The sequence below is a fragment of the Priestia sp. SB1 genome (assembly GCF_038898415.1).
This window is the reverse complement of the sequence record NZ_JBBJSS010000033.1, coordinates 1-1,859: the sequence shown is the minus strand read 5'-3', so window position 1 is coordinate 1,859 and position 1,859 is coordinate 1. Positions and strand designations below refer to the sequence as shown.

Annotated in this window: 3 protein-coding genes; all 3 read left to right on the top strand. The window is 36.8% G+C overall.

All coding sequences use genetic code 11. The features are described 5' to 3' along the window. The coding region (locus tag WKH56_RS35010) for a DNA/RNA non-specific endonuclease (protein ID WP_481861973.1) at nucleotides 1-825 on the top strand (825 nt) is incomplete at its 5' end. 8 nt (nucleotides 826-833) lie between these two features. Beyond that, on the top strand, nucleotides 834-1,289 hold the full coding sequence (locus tag WKH56_RS35005) for an immunity protein YezG family protein (protein ID WP_013057379.1): 456 nt from the start codon (nucleotides 834-836) through the stop codon (nucleotides 1,287-1,289). 84 nt (nucleotides 1,290-1,373) lie between these two features. Continuing rightward, complete coding sequence (locus WKH56_RS35000) at nucleotides 1,374-1,538, top strand: immunity protein YezG family protein (protein ID WP_080968598.1); 165 nt, start codon at nucleotides 1,374-1,376, stop codon at nucleotides 1,536-1,538. Nucleotides 1,539-1,859 lie beyond the last annotated feature (321 nt).

The window sequence follows — 1,859 nt, the reverse complement described above, 5'->3', positions numbered from 1 at the left end:
AAAACGTATAACAACATCCTAGACAGCAGTATGCCAAGACTCATGCCAGATCTTGTGCCGGCAGGTCCAGCGCTTGCTCAGCAGACGGTAAGAGAGACCTTGCAGAACGCGAAGAAACAGACGATGCAAATGATTGGTAAGGTGACCTACGATCCTGTTCATAATCGCTATCGCAGAGCTGATGGAAGGTTTATGTCCAAGCGTGATGTGGAGAAGCTGGGTGATTCGGTTAAGGTAGAGACGGTTCGGAGAGTTGATAAGCCTGTAAAAGTAGAGCGTGTGAGTGAGCCTCAAATCTCAAAGGCTACAAGCCAACGTATTCCTAGGTCTAGTGGATCTAAAAGGTTAATTGCATCAGGAGAACATTTTACAAATGGGAGAAGAAATAGGTTAAAGCCCGACGTTAGGTATAAAACGGGGGAGCATGACTACTTTTACGAAACAGATAGCATGGGTAGAATTGTAAAATTCGAAACAGAAAATTTACAGTTAACAACAAGAACCGAGAGGTTATCACATAGTAAAAACACACCAGGTAAAATAAAAGGCCAAGACCACGCAGGACATTTGGCAGCAGATAGGTTTGGTGGTTCACCTAAAATCGATAATTTGGTTTCGCAGTTGTCTGATGTAAATTTAATTGAATATAAGAAAATTGAAGAGGAATGGGCCACAGCTTTGAAGAAAAACCCTCCCCAAAAAGTAACAGTTGATGTTGAAGTTATTTATGCGGAAAACGATATGCGCCCAGATAAATTTGTAGTGAGGTATACTATTGATGGTGACCTCGTTTCTAAAACGATTAAAAATGAACCTAAGGAGTAAAAAATGCGATGAAAGAATTTGAAGATTTATTTAGTGAATTGCAGGCAGATATGATTTCCATCTGTATGGAATATGTTGAGGACAGAGCAGACAAAGTTTATGTGTATGCTTCGTGTGAAGGAAATATTATTTCAAGTAAGTTCTTTTATCTCATCAACAATCAGTACGTAAAATCTCATCAAGTGAACGATGCATTGGAGGATGGAGAGGAAAGGTATGATGCATCCCCGCAAAGAGGATTTATGGTATTAGATATTTTAAATGAAGACATTGAAAAAATCGAAGCGTTGTGTGAAGAATATAAGCGAGACGTGCCGACAGAGATGAAATTAATTTATGATGTGAAGAGTGGTCATTTTAAAGCTGAATATAATTACGAGTTGGTTTACACAAATGATGATAGTAAAACATCTAATTATATTGCTAATGAATGGTATGAAGAAGTGAAAAATAATAAGCTTTAATTTCGTATGGATGTGTGAGTTTAGTAGAATTCATTTTGGTTTGAATCAATAGATCATCATATTTGATATTCTTTTGAAGTTTTTTTGTATATAACGACTGATTATACAGATTGGTTGAATACAGATTACGGATTTGTAGTACAGAAAAAGATTTGGAAGTACAAATATTTAGATGAAGTACCAACAGATGAAAAAACTAAGAATTTAATAGATCAATATTTAAAAGAGTATCCCAGTAATCCCATTTAAATAATTATTAAAGTTATAAGTAAACACACTGTATTTTATGAAAATCAGTGTGTTTTTATATTATAGAACAACTAAGACTTTTAATTTAAGCCTTTCTCACTGATGAAAAACTCTTCAAATCTCAACTCACTATAGCAATCGCCTTGATAAGGAATAAGGAAGAGTTGCAAACGGACTAGGAGAGTACATGACCGGACGCGACATGTTCGGGAATAAAATCAGTGAAGAGCAGCGTAAAGCAAGCCTTCTGCAAGCATTAGGAATTGCTGGAGCTGGGGCGCTTTCTACGAAGGCAGCGGGGAAAATGGGACAAAGCCTTGC